This is a genomic window from Pseudomonas bananamidigenes, from assembly GCF_001679645.1.
GTDB lineage: Bacteria > Pseudomonadota > Gammaproteobacteria > Pseudomonadales > Pseudomonadaceae > Aquipseudomonas > Aquipseudomonas bananamidigenes.
The window spans coordinates 1-16,567 of sequence record NZ_LRUN01000027.1 but is presented as its reverse complement, the minus strand read 5'-3'; the positions used below and the strand labels follow the sequence as shown (position 1 = coordinate 16,567).

Here is a 16,567-nt window from a genome sequence, read left to right as displayed (position 1 = left end):
CCACATTTGGAATGCAATTCCCTGTGGGAGCGAGCCTGCTCGCGAAGAGGCCAGCCCGGTCATCACAAGACTCAGGGCTCGAGGCCGATCCCCCGCAAAATAACGCTGGTCACCGTCTGCACCGCCCGCTCGAACTGCATGTCCGACAGCGGCTGATGCTCATTCAAAATATTCACCTGATGATCAAAGTCGGCATAGTGCTGGGTCGACGCCCAGATCATGTACAGCAGGCTCGACGGCTCCACCGGCAGAATCCGCTTGTCCTCCACCCACTGACGGATCTTCGCTTCCTTCATTTTCGCCCAGTCGTACAGGCTCACATCCAGCGCCTCGCCCAGGGTCGGCGCGCCGTGGATGATTTCGTTGGCCCAGACTTTCGAGCCATAGGGCCGACTGCGCGAGTGGTTCATCTTGGCGCGGATGTAGCTGCTGAGCACCACCCGCGGATCATCGAACATCTCGAAACACAGCGCGTCCTGCTTCCACACCTCCAGCAGGTCGAACAGCACGGCGCTGTACAGCTCGCTCTTGGTCGAAAAGTAGTAATGCAGGTTGGAACGCGGTAGCTGCACTTCGGCGGCGATGTCGGCCATGGCGGTGCCGCCGAAGCCTTTTTCAGCGAACACCTTTTCCGCTGCCAGAAGGATTTTCTCGACGTTACTGCGGCGGATTTCGATCTTGTGATTGCCCATGAGGGCTCCCTGAAGACAACGTTGTTGAAGACTAGCATCCGCTCCGGGCAAGGGGCGACAGGCGAGAACGATTCTTCACACACCTGGGCTTTTTTCTGGTTTAGGATCGCCCCCCTTCTCCCTGTCAGACGCTGAAGGATTCTGTCGATGACCATTCGCAAACGCATCCCCGAGGATGACCCGCAACTTGCAGCTCTGTGGGAACGCTCGGTCCGCGCCACCCACGACTTTCTCCCGGAAGACGATATTCACCGGCTGTTTCCGCTGGTGCGTGACGCCTACCTGCCCGCGCTGGATGTCTGGGTTTTCGAGAACCCCGACCGTTCCCCCGCAGGCTTCATCGCCACCGACGACGACACCGTGCAGATGCTGTTCATCGATCCGTCACAGCGGGGTCAGGGCATCGGCCGCCGCTTGCTCGACCACGTCCGCCGCCCGCTGCTCAAGGTGGACGTCAATGAGCAGAATCCCCAGGCCCACGGCTTTTATCTGCACTACGGATTCGAGGATGTCGGTCGTTCGGAACTCGACGGTGAAGGCCGGCCCTTTCCGGTCGTGCACATGCGCCTGAAAGCCTTGTGATCCTTCGCTCTATACTCAGCCCGCCATTTCACTGAAAGGACACTGCCCATGTCGATGAAAAAACTGTTCACCGCCGGCGCCCTGCTCGCTTCGCTGGTCGTCACTTCCCAGGCGTTCGCCCATGCTCACCTGAAAAGCGCAACCCCGGCCGCCGACAGCACCGTCGCCGCGCCTGCGCAATTGCGCCTGGTGTTTTCCGAAGGCGTCGAAGCCAGCTTCACCAAAGTCACCGTGACCCACGACGGCGCGCCGGTGAAGATCAAGCCATTGACCACCGAAGGCGACAAGAAAACCCTGATCGTCACTCCCCAGGCACCGCTCACCGCCGGCGAGTACAAGGTCGAATGGCACGCGGTGTCGGTCGACACGCACAAGAGCGAAGGCGCCTATCAGTTCAAGGTTGGCCAGTAATTCATGAGTGACGCGCTGGTGCTGTGCCGGTTCCTGCATTTCATCGTGGTGTTGATGCTGTTCGGGGCCTGGCTGTTCCGGCCGCTGCTGCTCAAGGGTGAAGCGCCGGCACTGGATCGGCATCTGGCACGACTGGCCCGCTGGTTGACGGCGATTGCGCTGGCCAGCGGCGTTGCCTGGGCGTTGCTGATCACCGCGAGCATGGCCGGTTCGGCTGCTGCAGCGTTCGACCCGGACACCGTCGAGCTGGTGCTGGGCCATACGTTTTTCGGTCAGGTGTGGCGCTGGCATCTGTCGATCAACGCCCTGTTGCTGGCATTGCTGTGGACGCCGTGGCGTTCGAGCCAGCCATTGCGGCTGGGCCTGAGCGCATTGCTGCTGATGACTCTCGCGCCGGTCGGCCACGGGGCTATGCTCGACGGTTTCAGCGGCCAGATGCTGATCCTCAATCAGGTCATTCACCTGACCTGCGTCGGCGCGTGGCTGGGCGGGTTGTTGATGCTGGTGATGATCCTGCGCGAGTCCGGCGAAACGGTGCGCTACGTCTTGCAGCGATTCAGCGGAGTTGGCTACGTGCTGGTCGCCGGTCTGTTGATCACCGGGCTGATCAACGTGCGCGTCCTCACCGGCCAGTGGTGGCCGACGCCGTTGTTTTCGGGGTTCGCGCTGATTCTGCTGATCAAGGCCTTGCTGGTGATCGGCATGCTCGCACTGGCATTGTTCAACCGCTTGCGCATCCGTGATTGCGAACAGCGCATCGGCATCCTCAAGCGCAGCGTGATGCTCGAGTGGCTGCTGGGGATCGGTGCCGTGGCGGCGGTTTCCGTGCTCGGCACCCTGCCGCCGATGATTGCGGCCTGACGTCAATGTTTCTGGGTATCGCCCTTCGCCGTATCGATGCTGACCACCACCGACATGCCCGGCCGCAAGCGTTCGATTTCCTGTTGGTCCGGATCGATGGTCACTCGCACCGGCACCCGCTGGGCGATCTTCACGAAGTTGCCGGTGGCGTTGTCGGCCTGCAATAACGCGAACTCCGAACCGGTACCCGGCGAGATGTGCTGCACATGGCCAGTGAATTTTCGATGGTTGAGCGCATCGACGGTGAAGCTCACCGGTTGCCCGACCCGCACGTTGTTCATCTGGGTTTCTTTCATGTTGGCGATCACCCACTTCTGATCCGGTACCAGCGCCATCAACTGCGCCCCGGAGTTGACGTAGGCCCCGAGGCGCACGCCGATCTGCCCGAGCTGACCGTCGCGGGGAGCGACGATCCGGGTGTTGGACAAATCAATCCGCGCCAGCTGCACGGCCGCCTCGGCGCTGGCCACGGCGGCCTCCAGCGAACCGCGATTGACGATCACCGTTTGCAGATCCTGCCGGGCGATTTCCAGATTGGCCTTGGCCTGCGCCACCGATGCAATGCTTTGCGCGTTGGCGGCCAGCGCCACGTCCATCTCACGCTTGGACACTGAGCCATCATTGACCAGCGCCGTGTTGCGTCGCAGGTCCGCCTCGCTTTTGCGCAATTGCGCCTCGCTGTCGGCCACCACCGCCTGACGCAACTTGATGGTCGCCTCGGCACTGTTGCGTTGCTGCACGACGTTGGCCAGCGAAGCTTTCTGCACCGCCAGTTGTGCCAGCGACTGATCGAGGCGCTGCTGATAGATGCGGTCATCGAGACGCACCAGCAGATCGCCGGCCTTCACGAACTGGAAATCCTGCACCGGCACTTCATAGACATAGCCGCTGAGCTGCGGGCCGATGATCGTCACCTGCCCACGTACCAACGCATTCTCGGTGGTCTCGACCGCACTGCTGAACGGCGGCAACTGCCAGGCATACAGCACGATCAGCACACCGACGATGGCAATCGCGGCAAAGCCCAGTGACGAGATGATCCGCACCCGCAGCGAGCGCGGTTCGGTATTTGGCGAAGACGGTGGCGCCTCGCCCTCGGGTGTGGCGGCGATGGCGTTGGTAGTCGTGGTGGTCGGTTCGGTCATGAAGAAGTGGCACCGCTGGAAGGAACGGAAGGTGTCGGGGCGACGGCTTTGGTGGTGCTGATCAGCCACAGCGCACGGATGGAAATCCAGATCATGGTGAGGATCGCGATCACCGCGATCAGCATGAACACATCGTTATAGGCCAGTACGTTGGCCTCGCGGGTGGCGGCGTTGGCCAGGCTGCGAATGCCTTGCAGGTTGCGCAGGCTCGGGTCGGCAATCAGAGAGCCGACCGCCGAACCGCCGCTCTGCACCCGGGCGGCCACCAACGGGTCGGACAACACCAGTTGCTCGACGATATGGCTGGAATGAAATTTCTCGCGCACGATCTGGAACGTCCCCAGCAACGCTGCACCGATCAGGCCGCCGAGGTTGTTGCAGATCCCGAACAACACCGAAAAACTCACCAGATTGCGCGGATTGGTCAACACGTTGCGCGTGCCGAGGACCATGGTCGGGCCCAGAAAAAACGTGCTGCCGAAGGCCAGGAGGAACTGGCTGAAGTAGAGGTTTTGGGGGCGGGTCAGGTTGTTCGAGGAACTGTCGATGATCGAACCGGTGGCCATCAACGCCAGCGAGACGATCAGCGGCATCAGCAGGTGTTTCGGGTCGATGGTCAGCGCACTGGTCAGCAGCCCGGCGATGCTGCCGATCAGCATGACGACGTAGAGGCTGTGCAACTGCTGACTGCTCATGTTCAGGTTTTGCATGAAACCCACGGCGCCGGTCGACTGTTCCGAGGTGACCATGCGAATCAGGATCACCGCCAGCGCCAGGCGGATCATCACCCCGCTGCCGAGCCAGCGGGTCATCAGCATCGGATTGCTGCGATTGTGTTCAATGGCCAGGCCCGCGAGGATCAGGGCAATCGATGCCGCCAGGGCGATGCCGATCCAGTCGGCCTCCAGCCACCAGTCGATCCGGCCCAGAGACAACACCGCGCACAACAGGGCCACGCCGCTGGCGAGGATGGCGAAGGTGAGAAAGTCGAGAGGCTCGAAGGTCTTGAAACGATCACCCGGCGGCAGCTTGAGCATCAGCACGCAACCCAGCGAGAGCAGCGCCATGCCCAGCTCGAACAGGTACAAGCCGCGCCATTCGGCGATCTGCAGCAGGTCTTCGGAAAACAGCCGGGCCAGCGGTAACGCCAGTTGCGAAGTGCCAAGCCCCAGTACCAGTGCCTTCATGCGCCACTTGGCCGGGAACGCCTGCACCATGTAATACAGGCCCAGCGAACTCAGCGCCGCGCCGACCATGCCGTGGGCCGCCCGTACGGCGATTGCCGAACTCAGGTCGTTGACGAACAGATGGCCGAAGGTCACCAGCGCATACAGCACCAGAAATACCTCGGTGAACGCCCGCAAGCCGAACTGCTGCCGAAACTTCACCAGCAGCAGGTTCATCGACACGTTGGTCATTACATAAGCTGCCGGCAGCCAGGCCATCTCCGCCGTGGTCGCCCCGAGCGCGCCTTGCAGATAAGGCAGGTTGGCGACCACCAGCGAGTTGCCCAGCCCACCGGTCAATGCCACCAGCAACCCGACCAGCGCATAGGCCAGGCGCTTGGGGTTGGAGTGCAACGGCGTCGAGGGAGATCCGGGCAGGCTGGGCTTCTCGTGAGGCTGCCAGTTGCGCGGGGCGTATCGGTCCATGGAAATGCCTTGTGCCAGGAATGGCTTCAGTGTGCCGGGGTCGTCGGGATTCGTAAATTTTGTTTAAAGGTCATCTCGCCCGCAGCGGATTTTTCTCAAGCGTAGCCAATGCCAACCTTGCAGCACTTCTCAACTTGCAAGGTGCCCGTTATGACCACTCCTCGCTGGCAACGCTCCCCGCGTCTGCTGAAAAATCTGCTGGCAGCCGCCCTGTTGCTGCCCTCCCTCGCCTTCGCCCAGGAACGCCCGTGGCCGGACGGCTCGCAACTGGTGATTTCGGTGTCGATGCAATTCGAAACCGGTGGCCAGCCCGAGGGTGCGGAAAGTCCATTCTCCGGCACCCCGCTGCCCAAGGGCTACCCGGATCTGCCGGCGCAGACCTGGTTCGATTACGGCTACAAGGAAGGCCTGTGGCGCATGCTCGATCTGTGGGATCGCACCGGCATCAAGGTCACCTCTCACGTGGTCGGTGAAGCAGCGCTCAAGCACCCGGAACTGGCCAGGGCCATTGCCGAACGCGGCCATGAACTGGCGGCCCACGGCATGCGCTGGGCCGATTCGTACAACATGAACTACGCCCAGGAAAAACAGTTCATCGGTGACGGCGTCGCGGCGGTGGAGAAAATCACCGGCCAGCGCTCGGTGGGCTACAACGCCAACTGGCTGCGGCGCAGCCCCAATACGCTGAAAGTGCTGCAGGATTTGAACTTCACCTACCACATCGACGATGTCAGCCGCGATGAGCCCTTCGTGACCATGGTCCGTGGGCGCAAATTCGCCGTGGTGCCCTACACCCTGCGCAACAACGACATCGTATTGATCGAGGGCCGGCATTTCTCCGCCGAGCAGTTCTACCAGCAACTGGTGCTGGAATTTGATCGCCTCTACGTTGAAGGCGCGAGCAAGCGGCGGATGATGTCGGTGAGCCTGCACGACCGCATTGGCGGCACGCCGGCGATGGTCGAGGCGATGGAGCGCTTTATCCGCTATGCGCAGTCACATCCGAAGGTGACCTTCATGCGCAAGGATCAGATCGCCCAAGTGGTGCTGACCGAGAAAAACCCGCTGATCGACAACACCGAGGCGGCGAATAACCAGTGATAAAAAATCGCAGCCAAGGCTGCGATTTTTTTGTTCAACGACTCACGCCCGCAGCAGCATATAAGCCGCAACCACCAGGCACACACTGGCGAATCCCACCTGCAATGTCCTCGCCGGCACTCGCGCGCAAAGTTTGCGGCCGATGATCATGCCGACGATGCTGGCCACGATGAACGCCGCCCCGAGATGATCGATCCGCACCCCGGCATGAAACGCGCCGATCACGCCGATGGCGGAAATCAGGCTGATCACCATCAGCGACGTGGCGACGATGCCACGCATCTGCACATCGGTCAGTTGCTTGAACGCCGGGACGATCAGGAACCCGCCGCCGACGCCGAGCAGTCCGGACACCACACCGGTCACCGCACCCAGCGCCGCGAGGGTTGCGGTGCATTTGGCGGTCCAGTCGAAGCGACCGGTCTGTTCATTGAGCATGCAGTTCTTCTGCCCCCAACTGGCGTGGCCATGATCGCTTGGCCCCTCCTGCTGGCGTTCGCGACGCAGCATGCGCCAGGCCACCATCACCATCAGCAGGCTGAAGAGAATCATCAGGACCTTCTCCGGCAACTGGTGCGCGAAGTAGATGCCCAGCGGCGAAAACACCGCCCCGAGCGCGGCGATCAACAGCGCCGCGCGGTAACGCACCAGACCATGGCGCAAACCATCGATGGCCCCGACCGCCGCCGCACTGCCCACGGCGAACAACGCCACCGGCGCCGCTTGCGTCATCGTCCAGCCCAGCCCGAGCACCAGCGCCGGCACCGCGAGAATTCCGCCACCGGCCCCGGTCAGCCCGAGGATCAATCCCATCACCACGCCAAACAGACTTGCCAGCAACATAGGGGTTCTCAGTCGACGTTGGACACACCGGTCAGCCATTCGCGGCCCTTGAGCATGCCGTTCCAGTAGAACCAAGGCAGCAGGGACGCCTTCAGCCACCACGCAGAGCGCCGTGGCACGGTCGGGTCGAGGGGAAAGGTCGGCAGCAGTTTGCCGCCGTAGCCGAACTCGGCGAGGATCACCTTGCCCTTCTCCACCGTCAGCGGGCAGGAACCATAACCGTCGTACTTCAGCGGCAACGCCAGCGACTTGCGCTGTGCCAGCAGGTTCTCGGCGACCACCACGACCTGCTTGCGCACGGCAGCAGCGGTTTTCGCGTTGGTGGTGTTGCAGATATCGCCGAGCGCGAACACCTCCGGATAACGCGGATGTTGCAGGCTGTGCGGATTGACTTCGCACCAGCCGGCAGCGTCGGCCAGCGGACTTTGTGCGATGAAGTCCGGGGAAACCTGCGGCGGGACGACGTGCAGCAGATCGAATGTTTTCGCCTGACGGGTGACGTTGCCGTCCGCGTCCTTGACATCGAACCAGGCGGTTTTCGCAGGGCCGTCGACTTTTACCAGATTGGAATTGAACGCCAGCCGCGCGTTGTACTTTTCGATGTACTTCATCAGCGGCGGCACGAAGGTCGGGACACCGAACAGCGCGGCGCCGGCAAGATTGAACTCGACGTCGACCTTGCTCAGTAGATTGCGCTTGAGCCAGTGATCGCAGGACAGGTACAACGCCTTTTGCGGCGCACCCGCGCATTTGATCGGCATCGCCGGCTGGGTGAACAGCGCCTTGCCGCCACGCAGTTTCTGCACCTGATCCCAGGTGTATTGCGCGTGCTGATAGCTGTAGTTGGAAGTGACACCGTGCTGGCCGAGACTTTCCTGCAAACCCTCGATCTTCTCCCAGGCCAGACGCAGGCCGGGGCAGACGATCAGGTTCTGGTAACTGACGGTACGTTGATCGTTGAGGGTGAGCAGGCGTTTGTCGGGATCGATGACCGTCACGGCCGCTTGAACCCAGGTGGCCTGACGCGGCATCACCTTGTTCATCGGTCTGGCAGTGTCCCTGGCGTCGTAGGCACCACCGCCCACCAGCGTCCAGGCCGGTTGATAATAGTGCTGGGCGCTTGGCTCGATCACCGTAATGTTCAGGTGGGGGTCACGCTTGAGCAGACTGGCGACAAAACCGATGCCGGCAGTACCGCCGCCGATGACCACGATGTCTGCACTGATGGATGGGCCCCAGTGTTGATCGTTCATTGCTTGTTCCTTATTGCTGCACGCAAGGATAGCCGGGTCTATTGCGCCCAGCTTTTGAGGACGGCTCCGCAGTAGAGTCCGGACAGGGTTTTCATCACCTGGATCACTTCGTGACTGGCGAGGCCGTAAAAAATGTACTTGCCTTCACGACGGGTCGCGACCAGCCCTTCATCGCGCAGGATGCCCAATTGCTGGGACAGGGTCGGCTGGCGCACGCCGGTCATTTTCTCCAGCTCGCCGACATTGCGCTCGCCCTGGGTCAACTGACACAGGATCAGCAGTCGATCCTCGTTGGCCAGGGCCTTGAGCAGCGAACAGGCCTTCGACGCCGATGCCCTGAGCTGGGCGACTTCACACTCGGTCAGACTGGATTGCATTTGCAGGATGCCTTCAACGTCACTTAAGCTGCGGACATTATGTGTTTACATAAAGTGTTGCAACCCTGACTTTCCACCTATTTGCACAGGACCCTGTCCATGCCCGCGCTGATTGAAGCTTTCCTCGACCCCGCCTCCTCGACCTACAGTTACGTGGTCTACGAGGTCGACGGCGGACAGTGTGCAATCGTCGATCCGGTGCTCGATTACGACGGCGCCGCCGGCCGTACCTGCACGGCCCAGGCGGACAACATCATCGCGTTCGTTCGCGCCCACCATCTGCAAGTGCAATGGTTGCTGGAAACCCATGCCCACGCCGATCACCTCTCCGCCGCGCCTTACCTGCGCCGGGAGCTGGGGGGCAAGATCGCGATTGGCGAGTCGATCAGCAAAGTGCAGAACGTGTTCAAGGCGTTGTTCAACCTGGAACCGGAGTTTCGCGTCGACGGCTCGCAGTTCGATCACCTGTTCGCGCCCAACGAGTCGTTCACGATCGGCAATCTCAAGGCCACCGCCCTGCACGTTCCCGGCCATACGCCAGCGGACATGGCCTACCTGATCGACGGCGAGCAGATTCTGGTCGGCGACACATTGTTCATGCCCGACGTCGGCACCGCCCGCTGCGACTTCCCGGGCGGCAACGCGCATCAGCTGTTCAATTCGATCCAGAAGCTGCTGGCGTTCCCCGCCAGCGTGAAGCTCTACGTCTGCCACGATTACCCGCCGCAAGGTCGCGCCTCGCAGTGCCAGACCACCGTGGGCGAACAACGCAAAAGCAATATCCATGTGCATGACGGCATCGACGAAGCCGCATTTGTCGAAATGCGCACCAAACGTGATGCCGGGCTGGGCATGCCGACCCTGTTGCTGCCGGCGATTCAGGTCAATGTACGGGCGGGTCATCTGCCGCCGGCAGAAGACAACGGCGTGACCTATCTGAAGATTCCGATCAACGCCCTATGAGAAAAAGCGTCATGGCTCGTGATGGTGAAAGCTTTTCCCACATGACGCGTCGATACCCATGAACTGGTTTAATTCCGGCGAGCAGGCAGACTCCATGGGGCACTCAACCCATGGAGTTTTTGCAATATGGATATTCGCCGCAACCACCGGGATCTGACCCGGGATGAAAAATCCGCGTTCATCGACGCGGTCCTCAGACTGAAAAACAACGTCGACAGCGTGCTGCGCCCCGGTCAGCAGAGCCGTTACGATGACTTCGTCCAGATTCACAAGAACTCGATGGGACGGGGCAACCCGCTGGTCCCCAATCCGCACGGCAGTCCCCTGTTCTTTCCCTGGCACCGGATTCTGATCCGCCAGTTCGAGCTGGCCCTGCAGACGGCTGCCAATAATCCGGGCATTACCTTGCCTTACTGGAACTGGCAACTCGGAGGTGCGGACAACCCCTTCACCTCCGACTTCATGGGGGGAAATGGCGACAATACGCTGGAGCAGCGCGTCACCACCGGCCCGTTTTCCCGGGAGCATTCGCGTTTCGAGATCGCCGTGTGGGACCAGGAGCCGGGAAACACAGGCCTGCTGCGAAACCTCGGCGCAGAGGGCGCCTTGCCGTCAGCTGAGGCTGTCATTTCGGCGCTTAACAGGACGCCCTACTGGCTGGAACCCGAGGGCTGGGAAAACATTGCGGAAAGAGAACTGCACAACCCGGTTCATGCATGGGTCGGTGGCAACATGCTACATGCCGCATCCCCCAACGATCCGGTGTTCTTTCTGCATCACTGCTATATGGATCTGCTGTGGGAGCGCTGGAAGCATCAACATCCGCGCCTCCCGGCATTCACATCCAGGCAGGGTGATCCCGATGAAATGAATGAAACCGTTCTGGTTTTCCACCCGGAGAATGAACTTGCCCCGTGGGCACAAACGTTCACGGTCGGGCAGGCAATTTATACGACGGAGCTGGGTTACCGGTATGACTACCTGTAACCCGGCCAGTGATCAGTTGCCGAGGGTCAGGCCATTCGCCGGCAACGGCAACGCAGTTTTATAGCGCACCTGCTTGAGCGCGAAACTTGACCTTATGTTGGCCACCCCTGGCACCTTGGTCAGAAAATCCATCATGAAGCGCTCGAGCGACTGAATGGTCGGCACCAGCACCCGGATCAGATAATCCGGGTCGCCGGCCATCAGGTAGCACTCCATGACCTCCGGGCGGTCGGAAATCGCCTCCTCGAAATGCTGCAAGGCTTCTTCGACCTGCTTCTCCAGGCTGACATGAATGAATACGTTCACATGCAGCCCGAGCAGGTCGGCATCGAGCAAGGTCACCTGCTCGCGGATCAGTCCCAACTCTTCCATCGCCTTCACCCGGTTGAAGCAAGGCGTCGGTGACAAATTGACCGAACGGGCCAGGTCGGCGTTAGTGATACGCGCATTCTCCTGAAGGCTGTTGAGAATGCCGATGTCGGTACGGTCCAGTTTGCGCATGAGACAAAACCACCTGTTTTTTATGTTTATGCAGATTTTCTATCTGCAAATGATCTCCAGCGCAACGAAACAGAGAGAAATATTCTTCTTGCCCGGGCCTATGATTGTTGTAGGACAAGATTTCTTTTATCGAAGAATGACTGCCAGCTCACTACAAGAAATTCACAAGATCGAGCGTAGAAGCCATGACCCAAGCGTATGAACCGCTGCGTCTGCACGTCCCTGAACCTTCGGGCCGTCCGGGCTGCAAAACCGATTTCTCCTACCTGCATCTGACCGATGCCGGCATGGTGCGCAAACCTTCCATCGATGTAGAACCCGCCGATACCGCCGACCTGGCCCGTGGTCTGATCCGCGTGCTCGATGACCAGGGCAATGCCCTTGGTCCATGGGCCGAAAACGTGCCCGTCGAGATCCTGCGCAAAGGCATGCGCGCCATGCTCAAGACCCGGATCTACGACAACCGCATGGTGGTCGCTCAGCGTCAGAAAAAAATGTCGTTCTACATGCAGAGTCTTGGCGAAGAAGCCATCGGCAGCGCCCAGGCCCTGGCCTTGAACACCGACGACATGTGCTTCCCGACCTATCGTCAGCAAAGCATCCTGATGGCCCGTGACGTACCGCTGGTCGACCTGATCTGTCAGTTGCTGTCCAACGAGCGTGATCCGCTCAAGGGACGTCAATTGCCGATCATGTACTCGGTCAAGGACGCCGGTTTCTTCACCATTTCCGGCAACCTCGCCACCCAGTTCATTCAGGGCGTGGGCTGGGGCATGGCTTCGGCGATCAAGGGCGACACCAAAATCGCTTCCGCCTGGATCGGTGACGGTGCCACCGCCGAATCGGACTTCCACACTGCCCTCACCTTCGCTCACGTTTACCGGGCGCCAGTGATCCTCAACGTGGTCAACAACCAGTGGGCGATTTCGACCTTCCAGGCCATCGCCGGCGGTGAAGCCACCACCTTCGCCGGACGCGGCGTCGGTTGCGGCATCGCCTCCCTGCGGGTAGACGGCAACGATTTCTACGCGGTCTACGCCGCCTCCGCCTGGGCTGCCGAACGCGCCCGCCGCGGCCTCGGCCCGACCATGATCGAATGGGTTACTTACCGCGCCGGCCCGCACTCGACCTCCGACGATCCGTCCAAATACCGTCCTGCCGACGACTGGAGCCATTTCCCGCTGGGCGATCCGATTGCCCGCCTGAAACAGCACCTGATCAAGGTCGGTCACTGGTCTGAAGAAGAGCACGCCGCCGTCAGCGCCGAGCTCGAAGCCGAAGTGATCGCCGCGCAGAAGCAGGCCGAACAATACGGCACCCTTGCCGGCGGCCAGATTCCAAGCGCCGCCACCATGTTCGAAGACGTCTACAAAGAGATGCCGGAGCACTTGAAGCGCCAGCGTCAGCAGTTGGGGATCTGACATGAACGACCACAACAACAATATTCAGTTGGAAACCGCCATGACCACGACCACCATGACCATGATCCAGGCCCTGCGCTCGGCCATGGATGTGATGCTTGAGCGTGACGACAATGTGGTGGTGTTCGGCCAGGACGTCGGCTACTTCGGCGGCGTGTTCCGCTGCACCGAAGGTCTGCAGGCCAAGTACGGCACCTCGCGGGTGTTCGACGCGCCGATCTCCGAAAGCGGCATCGTCGGGACCGCCGTGGGCATGGGCGCCTACGGTCTGCGTCCGGTGGTGGAGATCCAGTTTGCCGACTACGTCTACCCGGCCTATGACCAGATCATTTCCGAGGCGGCACGCCTGCGTTATCGCTCCGCCGGCGAATTCACCGCCCCGCTGACCCTGCGCATGCCTTGCGGTGGCGGCATCTACGGCGGTCAGACCCACAGCCAGAGTATCGAAGCCCTGTTCACCCAGGTCTGCGGCCTGCGCACCGTCATGCCGTCCAACCCGTATGACGCCAAGGGCCTGTTGATCGCCTCCATCGAAAACGATGACCCGGTGATCTTCCTGGAGCCGAAACGCCTGTACAACGGCCCGTTCGACGGCCATCACGAACGTCCGGTAACCCCGTGGTCGAAACACCCGGCCGCACAGGTGCCTGACGGTTACTACACCGTGCCGCTGGACGTTGCCGCCATCGCCCGTCCGGGCAAGGACGTCACCGTGCTGACCTACGGCACCACTGTGTACGTGTCGCAAGTCGCGGCCGAAGAAAGCGGTGTGGACGCTGAAGTCATCGACCTGCGCAGCCTGTGGCCGCTGGACCTGGACACCATCGTCAAATCCGTGAAGAAAACCGGGCGCTGCGTCGTGGTTCACGAAGCCACCCGCACCTGCGGTTTCGGCGCCGAACTGGTGTCGCTGGTGCAAGAGCATTGCTTCCATCACCTGGAAGCGCCGATCGAGCGCGTCACCGGTTGGGACACCCCCTACCCGCACGCGCAGGAGTGGGCGTATTTCCCTGGGCCGTCCCGTGTAGGTGCGGCGCTGAAACGGGTCATGGAGGTCTGAATGGGCACGCACGTTATCAAGATGCCGGACATCGGCGAAGGCATCGCAGAAGTAGAACTGTCGCAGTGGCACGTCAAGGTCGGCGATCTGGTCGTTGAAGACCAGGTGCTGGCAGATGTGATGACCGACAAGGCAATGGTCGACATCCCGTCGCCGGTGCACGGTAAAGTCATCGCGCTGGGCGGTCAGCCAGGCGAAGTGATGGCGGTCGGCAGTGTGCTGATCAGCATCGAGGTTGAAGGTGCGGGCAATCTGAAGGAGTCCGACAAGCCGGCGCCTGTTGCGGCGAAAGAAACACCTGTCGCCCCCAAGGTTGAAGCCGTCGTTGAAAGCAAGCCTGCCGCGCCGCGTGCAGCACCGGTTTGCCAGGGGCCGATGGTCGCCCGCGAAGCCAACGAGCGTCCGCTGGCCTCCCCGGCCGTGCGCAAGCATGCGCTGGATCTGGGCATTCAATTGCGTCTGGTGCGCGGCTCCGGCCCGGCCGGTCGCGTATTGCATGAAGACCTCGAGGCTTATCTGGCGCAAGGTCAATCCAACGCTTCGGCGCCGGTCGCCGCTGCGTACGCCCAGCGTCACGATGAAGAACAGATCCAGGTGATCGGCATGCGCCGCAAGATCGCCCAGCGCATGCAGGAAGCCACCCAGCGTGCCGCGCATTTCAGTTATGTCGAGGAAATCGACGTCACCGCGATTGAAGAACTGCGTGCCCACCTCAACGAAAAACATGGAGCCAGCCGTGGCAAGCTGACCTTGCTGCCGTTCCTCGTGCGTGCGCTGGTCGTCGCCCTGCGCGACTTCCCGCAGATGAACGCCCGCTACGACGACGAGGCCCAGGTCATCACCCGCCTCGGCGCCGTGCATGTCGGCGTCGCCACCCAAAGCGACGTCGGCCTGATGGTACCGGTGGTGCGTCACGCCGAAGCGCGCAGCCTGTGGGACAGCGCGGCGGAAATCTCCCGCCTCGCCACCGCCGCCCGTAACGGCAAGGCCAGCCGCGATGAACTGTCCGGCTCGACCATCACCCTGACCAGCCTCGGCGCTCTTGGCGGCATTGTCAGCACCCCGGTGCTGAACCTGCCGGAAGTGGCCATCGTCGGCGTGAACAAAATCGTCGAACGGCCGATGGTCGTCAAAGGCCAGGTGGTGATCCGCAAGATGATGAACCTCTCCAGCTCCTTCGATCACCGCGTGGTCGACGGCATGGACGCGGCGCTCTTCATCCAGGCCATTCGTGGCCTGCTCGAACAACCCGCGACCCTGTTTGTGGAGTAATGGCATGCAAACTCTGAACACCACGCTGCTGATCATCGGCGGTGGCCCCGGTGGTTACGTGACGGCCATTCGTGCCGGGCAACTGGGCATTTCGACCATTCTGGTCGAGGGCGATTCCCTGGGCGGCACCTGCCTGAACATCGGCTGCATTCCGTCGAAAGCGCTGATCCATGTGGCCGAGCAGTTTCACCAGACTCAGCATCACAATCAGCATTCGGCACTGGGCATCAGCGTTTCAGCGCCGACCCTCGACATCACCAAAAGCGTCGAGTGGAAGGACGGCATCGTCGACCGCCTGACCACTGGCGTCGCCGCGCTGCTGAAGAAGAACAAGGTCCAGGTCATCAACGGCTGGGCCAGGGTCATCGACGGCAAGACCGTGGAAGTCGGCGACACGCGCATCCAGTGCGAACACCTGGTGCTGGCCACCGGTTCGAAAAGCGTCAACCTGCCGATCCTGCCGATCGGCGGGCCGATCATTTCATCTACCGAAGCACTGGCACCGAAGTCGGTTCCGAAACGCTTGATCGTGGTCGGCGGCGGCTACATCGGTCTGGAGCTGGGCATTGCCTATCGCAAGCTCGGCGCCGAGGTCAGTGTGGTCGAGGCGCAGGATCGCATCCTGCCGGCCTACGACGCCGAACTGACCCAACCGGTGCACGACGCGCTGAAGCAACTGGGCGTGAAGCTTTATCTGAAGCACAGCGTGCTGGGTTTCGACGGCACGTTGCAGGTGCGCGATCCAAACGGCGACACCCTGAATCTGGAAACCGATCAGGTGCTGGTGGCCGTCGGTCGTAAACCCAATACCCAGGGCTGGAACCTCGAAGCGCTGAACCTCGAGATGAACGGCTCGGCAATCAAGATCGACAGTCGCTGCCAGACCAGCATGCGCAACGTTTACGCCATCGGTGACCTGAGCGGCGAGCCGATGCTGGCCCACCGCGCCATGGCCCAGGGCGAAATGGTCGCCGAGCTGATCAGCGGCAAACCCCGCGAGTTCAACCCGACCGCCATCGCCGCCGTGTGCTTCACCGACCCGGAACTGGTAGTGGTCGGCCAGACCCCGGACGAGGCCAGGGCTGCGGGGCTGGACTGCATCGTGTCGAACTTCCCGTTCGCGGCCAACGGCCGGGCGATGACGCTGGAGTCGAAAACCGGCTTCGTGCGGGTGGTCGCCCGTCGTGACAATCATGTGATTGTCGGTTGGCAAGCGGTCGGCGTCGGGGTATCGGAGCTGTCGACCGCGTTCGCGCAAAGCCTGGAAATGGGTGCGCGACTGGAAGACATCGGCGGCACCATCCATGCGCATCCGACCCTGGGTGAAGCGGTGCAGGAAGCGGCGCTGCGTGCCCTCGGGCATGCGTTGCACCTGTAACTTTCGGTCGCAGATCGTTTGATCGTTCCCACGCTCCGCGTGGGAATGCAGCCCGGGACGCTCCGCGT

At 61.6% G+C, this 16,567-nt stretch carries 17 protein-coding genes; 10 read left to right on the top strand and 7 right to left on the bottom strand.

What is annotated here, in order from left to right; all coding sequences use genetic code 11:
- Positions 1-71 precede the first annotated feature (71 nt).
- A complete protein-coding gene (locus BBF94_RS10460; protein ID WP_038365564.1) occupies positions 72-692 on the bottom strand; it encodes a TetR/AcrR family transcriptional regulator in 621 nt (206 codons plus the stop codon).
- Positions 693-839: 147 nt separating this feature from the next.
- On the opposite strand from BBF94_RS10460, the gene BBF94_RS10455 reads away from it, so the two are divergent.
- From BBF94_RS10455 to copD, 3 genes are read left to right on the top strand one after another with little or no spacing between them, the layout of a single operon-like run.
- Complete coding sequence (locus BBF94_RS10455) at positions 840-1,274, top strand: GNAT family N-acetyltransferase (RefSeq protein WP_065258962.1); 435 nt, start codon at positions 840-842, stop codon at positions 1,272-1,274.
- Between the two features lie 48 nt (positions 1,275-1,322).
- Positions 1,323-1,685 carry a copper homeostasis periplasmic binding protein CopC gene (gene copC, locus BBF94_RS10450; RefSeq protein ID WP_065258961.1) on the top strand — a complete coding sequence of 121 codons (363 nt, stop codon included), beginning with the start codon at positions 1,323-1,325 and terminating at the stop codon, positions 1,683-1,685.
- A gap of 3 nt (positions 1,686-1,688) precedes the next feature.
- On the top strand, positions 1,689-2,546 hold the full coding sequence (gene copD, locus BBF94_RS10445; protein WP_065258960.1) for a copper homeostasis membrane protein CopD: 858 nt from the start codon (positions 1,689-1,691) through the stop codon (positions 2,544-2,546).
- A 2-nt stretch (positions 2,547-2,548) separates the two neighbouring features.
- On the opposite strand, the gene BBF94_RS10440 is transcribed toward copD, so the two are convergent.
- Positions 2,549-3,691: an HlyD family secretion protein gene (locus BBF94_RS10440; protein WP_065258959.1), complete on the bottom strand. Its 1,143-nt coding sequence runs from the start codon at positions 3,689-3,691 to the stop codon at positions 2,549-2,551.
- Complete coding sequence (locus tag BBF94_RS10435) at positions 3,688-5,343, bottom strand: MFS transporter (RefSeq protein ID WP_065258958.1); 1,656 nt, start codon at positions 5,341-5,343, stop codon at positions 3,688-3,690. The genes BBF94_RS10440 and BBF94_RS10435 overlap by 4 nt, the downstream gene beginning before the upstream one ends.
- 150 nt (positions 5,344-5,493) lie before the next feature.
- Between BBF94_RS10435 and BBF94_RS10430 the strand changes: the two genes are divergently transcribed.
- Positions 5,494-6,444 (top strand): polysaccharide deacetylase family protein, encoded by a 951-nt coding sequence (locus BBF94_RS10430; protein WP_065258957.1) that lies wholly within the window; start codon positions 5,494-5,496, stop codon positions 6,442-6,444.
- Positions 6,445-6,486: 42 nt separating this feature from the next.
- Here BBF94_RS10430 and BBF94_RS10425 read toward each other — a convergent pair whose 3' ends face one another.
- The 3 genes from BBF94_RS10425 to BBF94_RS10415 are packed head-to-tail and all read right to left on the bottom strand — an operon-like array spanning position 6,487 to position 8,917.
- Entirely contained in the window at positions 6,487-7,287 is an 801-nt protein-coding gene (locus tag BBF94_RS10425) for a sulfite exporter TauE/SafE family protein (protein WP_065258956.1), read from the bottom strand.
- Positions 7,288-7,295: 8 nt separating this feature from the next.
- Positions 7,296-8,540, bottom strand: a complete 1,245-nt coding sequence (locus BBF94_RS10420) for an NAD(P)/FAD-dependent oxidoreductase (protein ID WP_065258955.1) — start codon at positions 8,538-8,540, stop codon at positions 7,296-7,298.
- A 38-nt stretch (positions 8,541-8,578) separates the two neighbouring features.
- Complete coding sequence (locus tag BBF94_RS10415) at positions 8,579-8,917, bottom strand: ArsR/SmtB family transcription factor (protein ID WP_007952897.1); 339 nt, start codon at positions 8,915-8,917, stop codon at positions 8,579-8,581.
- 99 nt (positions 8,918-9,016) lie between these two features.
- Between BBF94_RS10415 and BBF94_RS10410 the strand changes: the two genes are divergently transcribed.
- On the top strand, positions 9,017-9,880 hold the full coding sequence (locus tag BBF94_RS10410) for an MBL fold metallo-hydrolase (protein ID WP_065258954.1): 864 nt from the start codon (positions 9,017-9,019) through the stop codon (positions 9,878-9,880).
- Positions 9,881-10,006: 126 nt separating this feature from the next.
- Positions 10,007-10,867 (top strand): tyrosinase family protein, encoded by an 861-nt coding sequence (locus BBF94_RS10405; protein ID WP_065258953.1) that lies wholly within the window; start codon positions 10,007-10,009, stop codon positions 10,865-10,867.
- A 12-nt stretch (positions 10,868-10,879) separates the two neighbouring features.
- Here BBF94_RS10405 and bkdR read toward each other — a convergent pair whose 3' ends face one another.
- On the bottom strand, positions 10,880-11,368 hold the full coding sequence (bkdR, locus tag BBF94_RS10400; protein WP_007915088.1) for a Bkd operon transcriptional regulator BkdR: 489 nt from the start codon (positions 11,366-11,368) through the stop codon (positions 10,880-10,882).
- 185 nt (positions 11,369-11,553) lie between these two features.
- On the opposite strand from bkdR, the gene BBF94_RS10395 reads away from it, so the two are divergent.
- Genes BBF94_RS10395 through lpdA form a run of 4 tightly spaced genes read left to right on the top strand, consistent with a single transcriptional unit; the run spans position 11,554 to position 16,499 of the window.
- The gene (locus BBF94_RS10395; RefSeq protein WP_065258952.1) at positions 11,554-12,789 is read left to right on the top strand and encodes a 3-methyl-2-oxobutanoate dehydrogenase (2-methylpropanoyl-transferring) subunit alpha; all 1,236 of its coding nucleotides are present in this window, start codon (positions 11,554-11,556) and stop codon (positions 12,787-12,789) included.
- 1 nt (position 12,790) lies between these two features.
- Positions 12,791-13,849 (top strand): alpha-ketoacid dehydrogenase subunit beta, encoded by a 1,059-nt coding sequence (locus BBF94_RS10390; protein WP_065258951.1) that lies wholly within the window; start codon positions 12,791-12,793, stop codon positions 13,847-13,849.
- Entirely contained in the window at positions 13,850-15,121 is a 1,272-nt protein-coding gene (locus BBF94_RS10385) for a dihydrolipoamide acetyltransferase family protein (protein WP_065258950.1), read from the top strand.
- A gap of 4 nt (positions 15,122-15,125) precedes the next feature.
- Positions 15,126-16,499 carry a dihydrolipoyl dehydrogenase gene (gene lpdA, locus BBF94_RS10380; protein ID WP_065258949.1) on the top strand — a complete coding sequence of 458 codons (1,374 nt, stop codon included), beginning with the start codon at positions 15,126-15,128 and terminating at the stop codon, positions 16,497-16,499.
- Positions 16,500-16,567 lie beyond the last annotated feature (68 nt).